Origin of the sequence: Streptomyces tremellae, from assembly GCF_039540215.1 — a bacterium.
GTDB classification, from domain to species: domain Bacteria; phylum Actinomycetota; class Actinomycetes; order Streptomycetales; family Streptomycetaceae; genus Streptomyces; species Streptomyces tremellae.
Map to the genome: position 1 here is coordinate 1 of NZ_BAABEP010000120.1, position 6,749 is coordinate 6,749.

Genomic DNA, 6,749 nt, shown 5'->3' on the forward strand with positions numbered 1-6,749 from the left:
CCCTACCCCCACGGATTCGGCGTCGGCTACGCCACCGACGCCACCCACCACAGGCTCTGACCTCGGAGCGGCCCGTCGGCCGTGAACGCCGAGGAGCAGTCGTTGTCGCCGTCCGGTGGCGTCTCAGTCTGAGCGCGGATGACCACCCGTCCCAGCGCAGCCCGTGCGACGATGGCGGCATGAACCGACTTGCCGATGAGCAGTCGCCCTACCTACTCCAGCATGCCTCCAATCCAGTGGACTGGTGGCCATGGGGAGAGGAGGCGATGACAGAAGCGAAGCGGCGGGACGTGCCCATCCTCTTGAGTGTGGGCTATGCGTCCTGTCACTTACGTTTCTGCTGATTCACTGGTGCCATGTGATGGCGCGCGAGAGCTTTGAGGACGCGGAGATCGCCGCGTACATGAACGAGCACTTCGTCAGCGTCAAGGTGGACCGCGAGGAGCGGCCGGACGTGGACGCCGTGTACATGGAGGCCGTGCAGGCCGCCACGGGGCAGGGCGGGTGGCCGATGACGGTGTTCCTCGACGCGGAGGGGCGGCCGTTCTACTTCGGTACGTACTTCCCGCCCGCGCCGCGCTCGGGGATGCCGTCGTTCCCGCAGGTGCTCGAAGGGGTCGTCGGCGCGTGGCGGGAGCGCAGGGACGAGGTGGGGGAGGTCGCGGGGCGCATCGTCACCGAGCTGGCGGGGCGTTCGCTCGCGCACAGCGGCGACGGGCCGCCAGGGGAGCCGGAGTTGGCGCAGGCGCTGCTGGGGCTGACCCGGGACTACGACGCGCGGCGCGGCGGGTTCGGCGGGGCGCCGAAGTTCCCGCCGTCGATGGTGCTGGAGTTCCTGCTGCGCCACCACGGGCGCACGGGCGCGGAGGGCGCCCTCCAGATGGCCGCCGACACCTGCGAGGCGATGGCGCGGGGCGGGATGTACGACCAGCTCGGCGGCGGGTTCGCGCGGTACTCCGTGGACCGCGAATGGGTGGTGCCGCACTTCGAGAAGATGCTCTACGACAACGCGCTGCTGTGCCGGGTCTACGCGCACCTGTGGCGCGCCACGGGCTCCGACCTCGCGCGCCGGGTCGCCGTCGAGACCGCGGACTTCATCGTTCGCGAACTGCGCACCGCCGAGGGCGGGTTCGCCTCCGCGCTGGACGCGGACAGCGACGACGGCACGGGCGCGCACGTCGAGGGCGCGTACTACGTGTGGTCGTACGCGCAGCTCACCGAGGTGCTCGGCGAGCAGGACGCGGACTTCGCCGCCGAGTACTACGGCGTCACCCCCGAGGGCACCTTCGAGCACGGCACCTCCGTGCTGCGGCTGCCGCAGGGCGGCGGGGTGGCCGACGCGGCGCGCGTCGCGTCCGTGCGGGAGCGGCTGCTCGCGGCGCGCGGCGGCAGGGCGAGGCCCGGCCGGGACGACAAGGTCGTCGCCGCGTGGAACGGCCTCGCCGTCGCCGCGCTCGCCGAGACCGGCGCGTACTTCGACAGGCCCGACCTGGTGGAGCGGGCGACGGAGGCCGCCGACCTGCTCGTACGGCTGCACCTCGACGACACCGCGCGGCTGGCCCGCACGTCGAGGGACGGCGCGGCCGGGGCGCACCCCGGCGTGCTTGAGGACTACGGCGACGTCGCCGAGGGGTTCCTCGCGCTGGCGTCGGTGACAGGCGAGGGCGTGTGGCTGGAGTTCGCGGGCTTCCTGCTCGACGTCGTCCTCGACCGGTTCACGGGCGGGGACGGCACGCTCTACGACACCGCGGACGACGCGGAGGCGCTGATCCGCCGCCCGCAGGACCCCACGGACAACGCCACCCCGTCCGGCTGGACGGCCGCGGCGGGCGCGCTGCTCTCGTACGCGGCGCACACCGGGTCGGAGCCGCACCGCACCGCGGCCGAGCGGGCGCTCGGGGTGGTGCGGGCGCTCGGCCCGCGCGTGCCGCGGTTCATCGGCTGGGGTCTCGCGGTCGCGGAGGCCGCGCTCGACGGGCCGCGCGAGGTCGCCGTCGTCGGGGACGGGGACGCGGCCGCCGCGCTGCGGCGCACCGCCCTCCTGGCGACGGCGCCCGGCGCGGTGCTCGCCGCGGGCCCTGCGGGCAGCGACGAGTTCCCGCTGCTCGCGGACCGGCCGCTGGTGGGTGGCGCCCCCGCCGCGTACGTCTGCCGGCACTTCGTGTGCCGCGCGCCCACCCCCGACCTGGCCGCGCTCGCCGCCGCGCGCGGGGCCGCGGAAGGGCCCCGGCCGGCCGGGGCGGCCGGCCGGACCGGGGTGCCGCGGGTGTCCCGGCCGGCCGGGGAGCCGCGGCGGGGTGGGGGCGCCGCCGCGCCGCCGCAGGGGACGGGCCGCGCTCGCCCCCCGCCCGCCGGGGCTCACGCCCGCGCCGCGGTGTCACCCTCCGCCGCGCGCGGTGCGGCCATGGCGCGGTCGACCAGGGTGAACAGGTCGTCCTCGAAGCCGTGTTCGCCCCAGTGGAGGAGGGCCTCGCGGAACGCGCCGAGCACCGTCGCGACGACGACGCGCAGTTCGAGCTCGGCCGGGTCGCGGCCCGTGCGCTCCGCGAGTACCGCGGTCAGCAGCCGGGTTGTGGCCGACATGGCCTCCGTCAGGCGGGCGCGCACCGCGGGCACGCCGACCATCAGCCGCGTCGTCGCCCGCAGTTCCTCCGGCCGGTCGCGCAGCATGTCGCGCAGGCCCTCGGCGACCGCGCGGCGCAGCGAGTCGAGCGGCGGCTCGCCGGCCGGGCGGCCGCGCAGCAGGTCCGCCATGACCTGGTCGTACTCGTCGGTGAGGACGATGTCCTCCTTGACGGGGAAGTAGCGGGAGACCGTGGAGGGCGAGACCTCCGCCGCCTCCGCGATCTGCTCGACCGTCGCCGCCTCGTACCCCGCCACCGCGATCAGCCGGTACGTGGCGCGGCGGATGGCGTTCCTCGTCCTGATCTTCTTGCGCTCGCGCAGGCTGAGGCCCGCCCGGCGGTCCGCGAGGCAGGCGAGGTTCGGGGTGAGGTCCATGCCGCTCATTGTCGGGCACCTCAGGAGGCCCGGACCAGCCGTGGACCGCGGGAGCGCCGTACGCTTGTCACCTACTGTTCGGGGTAGATGCACGCAGCGTACAGACGCGCTCCGGCGTCGGGTGCCGGAGCGGTCGGAGGGGAGGGTTCGGATGAGGAACGGGATTCATCTGCTGGTCGCCGTCGCCGCGGTGGCGTGCGTGGGAGGCTTCCTGCTGGCCGGACCGCCGGCCGCGCTCGGCGTGGCCGCCGCGGTGGTCGCCGCCGTGGCGTGGCGGGTGGGGGCGGAGTCACTGCCGAAACGCCGCCGCCTGCGCGTTTACCCGCCGCTGACGGGGAACTCGCGGGAGCGCTGAGGGGCAGCGGCCGGGCGGCGCGCGACGCGTCCGCCCGGCTCGCGTCCGCCGGCCCCGGGCCCCGCCCGGAGCGGGAGGGGCCCGCCAGGCCCGCCCCCTCCGGAGGCCCCGGCCGGGAGGCCCGCCCGCATGCGCGAGGGTGCCCCGCCCGGCCCGTGTACGGGGCGCCGTCGCCGGGCCCGGCGCGTGCGGACTCCGCGCAGGAGGGCTCCGCGCGCCGCGACACGCCCGGCCGGGGCCCGGTCCGTGGATGTATCAAATCTTTAGCTCTTTCTTTACGCCCGCACCGGGCGGCTTCGGGCTGCTCGGAACACCCCGCGCGCTGCCGCGTCGTACCTGTGTCGACCTGCCGACTCCTTGATCCGCCAGGGCTGCGGTCGCGTCGTCGGGCCGTGGTGATGCTCACGTGTGCGCCCCTCTGGACAGATGGGCGCCCAGGTCGGATGATCAAATGAGTGCGGTCGGCACCGGATGAGCATGGCGTGCAAGCGTCCGGGTCGCAGCCCCCAAGGGGCCCCAACTCACACCCTCATCAAGGAGCACGCGTGGCAAGCGACATGGCAGCCCCCGTCCTCACGCCCACCGACACCACCGCGCCCACCCGGCACAGGGAACTGCTCGCATGGGTCGAGGAGATCGCCTCGATCACCCAGCCCGACCGCGTCGTGTGGTGCGACGGGTCCGAGGCCGAGTACGAGCGCCTGTGCGAGGAGCTCGTCGCCAAGGGCACGTTCACCCGGCTCGACCCGGCCAAACGCCCCAACTCGTACTACGCCGCGTCCGACCCGTCCGACGTGGCGCGCGTCGAGGACCGCACCTTCATCTGCTCCGCCACGGAGGAGGACGCGGGCCCCACCAACCACTGGATGGACCCTGCGCGGATGCGGGACGTCTTCACCGGCGAGCAGGGCATCTTCCGCGGTGCGATGCGCGGCAGGACCCTCTACGTCGTCCCGTTCTGCATGGGCCCGCTCGGCTCCCCGCTCTCCGCGCTCGGCGTCGAGCTGACCGACTCCGCGTACGTCGCCGCCTCCATGCGCACCATGACCCGCATGGGCCGTGCCGTCCTCGACGAGCTGGGCGAGGACGGCTTCTTCGTCAAGGCCGTCCACACCCTCGGCGCGCCCCTCGCCCCTGGCCAGGCCGACGTGCCGTGGCCCTGCAACACCACCAAGTACATCTCCCACTTCCCCGAGGACCGTGAGATCTGGTCGTACGGCTCCGGCTACGGCGGCAACGCGCTGCTCGGCAAGAAGTGCTACGCCCTGCGCATCGCCTCCGTGATGGCGCGCGACGAGGGCTGGCTCGCCGAGCACATGCTGATCCTCAAGCTCACCCCGCCGAGCGGGGGCGGCGGGCCCGCCGAGCCGAAGTACGTGGCCGCCGCGTTCCCCTCGGCCTGCGGCAAGACCAACCTCGCCATGCTGGAGCCCACCGTCCCCGGCTGGACGGTGGAGACCATCGGCGACGACATCGCCTGGATGCGCTTCGGCGAGGACGGCCGCCTCTACGCCATCAACCCGGAGGCCGGGTTCTTCGGGGTCGCGCCCGGCACCGGCGAGGACACCAACGCCAACGCCATGAAGACCATGTGGGGCAACTCCGTCTTCACCAACGTCGCGCTCACCGACGACGGCGACGTGTGGTGGGAGGGCATGACCGAGGAGCCGCCCGCCCACCTCACCGACTGGAAGGGCAACGACTGGACGCCCGCGTCCCAGGCGCCCGCGGCCCACCCCAACGCCCGCTTCACCGTGCCCGCCGGGCAGTGCCCGATCATCGCGCCCGAGTGGGAGGACCCCAAGGGCGTGCCGATCTCGGCGATCCTCTTCGGCGGGCGCCGCGCCTCCGCCGTACCGCTGGTGACGGAGTCCTTCACCTGGCAGCACGGTGTGTTCCTCGGCGCGAACGTCGCGTCGGAGAAGACCGCGGCCGCCGAGGGCAAGGTCGGCGAGCTGCGCCGCGACCCGTTCGCCATGCTGCCGTTCTGCGGCTACAACATGGGCGACTACATGAACCACTGGCTGGAGGTCGGCGCCGACCGCGACCCGGCGAAGCTGCCCCGCATCTACTACGTCAACTGGTTCCGCAAGGACGACAAGGGCTCCTTCGTGTGGCCCGGCTTCGGCGAGAACAGCCGCGTCCTCAAGTGGATCGTGGAGCGCCTCGACGGTACGGCCGAGGGTGTGGAGTCCCCGATCGGCACCCTCCCGACCAGGGAGGCGCTCGACATCGAGGGCCTCGGCCTCTCGGAAGCCGACCTCGACCTGCTGCTCACGGTCGACAAGGAGGTCTGGCGCGAGGAGGCGGCGCTCATCCCCGAGCACCTCGGCACCTTCGGCGACCACACGCCGGCCGCGCTGTGGGACGAGTACCACGCCCTGGTGAAGCGCCTCGGCTGACGTCGAACCCCCGGAGCCGTGGCGACGGTTCCGGGGGCCCGGTTGACTCCGGACGGCACGGGCCCCGGACGGCACAGGCTCTGGCCGGCCCCGGTCGGCGCGCCCCGGACGGCGCGGGCCCCGGTCGGCGCGGGCGTGCCGCGCCGGGTGAGCGCCGCCGTACCCGCCTACGTCAGTGCCGCCGCCACGATCGCCGCGGCCCTGGCGATCGCCGGCTCGTCCATCGGGGCGTCGCGCTCAGGACGCGACGACAGCACGGAGAGCACGATCGGCGCCCCGCCCGGCGGCTGTACGACCCCGACGTCGTCGGCCGCCCCGTACCCCGTGCCCGTGCCGGTCTTGTCGGCCCGCACCCAGTCGGCGGGCAGACCCTTCCCGAACCGCTCGCCGTCCGTGGTGTTGGCGACGAGCCACCCCGTGAGCAGCCGCCGGTCGGCGGGCGTCAGCACGCTCCCCAGCACAAGACGCCCGTACGTCGTCCCGATGGCCCGCGGGCTCGTCGTGTCCGTCACGCGCCAGGGCTCCGCCGTGTTGAGGCGGGGCTCCCACCGGTCGAGCCGGGTCCTCGTGTCCCCGACCGAGCGGGCGAAGCGGGTGACGGCGCTCGGGCCGCCGAGCGCGCGCAGCAGCAGGTTGCCCGCCGCGTTGTCGCTGACGCTGACGGCCGCCGCGCACAGCTGCGCGACCGTCATGCCGTGCGCCAGGTTCTCCGGCTTCCCGGTGACCGGCGCGCCGCCGGAGGCCTCGGCCAACTCCCGGCTGTAGTGCACCCGTCTGGCCAGGTAGGACCCGTCGTGGTCCAGGTCGCGCAGGACGGCGGCGGTTGCGAGGGTCTTGAAGACCGAGCACATCGCGAACCGCTCGTCCGCGCGGTGGGCGACCGTACGGCCGGTGCGGGTGTCGCGGGCGAACACCCCGAGCCGCACCCCGCGCCGCCGCTCCACCTCCCTGAGCGCGGCGGTCGCCTCCCGGAGCCGGGCGGCCGGCTCCCC

General features: G+C 74.4%; 4 protein-coding genes and 1 pseudogene. 3 read left to right on the top strand and 2 right to left on the bottom strand.

Translation table 11 applies throughout. From position 1 onward, the window contains the following. Positions 1 to 179: 179 nt before the first annotated feature. Positions 180 to 2,212 (top strand): annotated as a pseudogene (locus ABEA77_RS33365) (thioredoxin domain-containing protein); the annotation flags it as partial. A 146-nt stretch (positions 2,213 to 2,358) separates the two neighbouring features. Here the strand turns inward: ABEA77_RS33365 and ABEA77_RS33370 are convergent. Further along, positions 2,359 to 3,009, bottom strand: a complete 651-nt coding sequence (locus tag ABEA77_RS33370; RefSeq protein WP_345655848.1) for a TetR/AcrR family transcriptional regulator — start codon at positions 3,007 to 3,009, stop codon at positions 2,359 to 2,361. Positions 3,010 to 3,151: 142 nt separating this feature from the next. Between ABEA77_RS33370 and ABEA77_RS33375 the strand changes: the two genes are divergently transcribed. Both ABEA77_RS33375 and ABEA77_RS33380 read left to right on the top strand, forming a co-directional pair. Continuing rightward, positions 3,152 to 3,355 (top strand): hypothetical protein, encoded by a 204-nt coding sequence (locus ABEA77_RS33375; RefSeq protein WP_345655850.1) that lies wholly within the window; start codon positions 3,152 to 3,154, stop codon positions 3,353 to 3,355. A gap of 545 nt (positions 3,356 to 3,900) precedes the next feature. Further along, entirely contained in the window at positions 3,901 to 5,757 is a 1,857-nt protein-coding gene (locus ABEA77_RS33380) for a phosphoenolpyruvate carboxykinase (GTP) (protein ID WP_345655852.1), read from the top strand. Between the two features lie 167 nt (positions 5,758 to 5,924). On the opposite strand, the gene bla is transcribed toward ABEA77_RS33380, so the two are convergent. Next, positions 5,925 to 6,749: class A beta-lactamase (bla, locus tag ABEA77_RS33385; protein WP_345655854.1), on the bottom strand; the 825-nt coding region annotated here is incomplete at its 5' end.

What these genes read in the sequence shown, in the direction of transcription:
- ABEA77_RS33370 (WP_345655848.1), bottom strand. Translation starts at nt 3,009, where the DNA reads ATGAGCGGCATGGACCTCACCCCGAACCTCGCCTGCCTCGCGGACCGC.
- ABEA77_RS33375 (WP_345655850.1), top strand. Translation starts at nt 3,152, where the DNA reads ATGAGGAACGGGATTCATCTGCTGGTCGCCGTCGCCGCGGTGGCGTGC.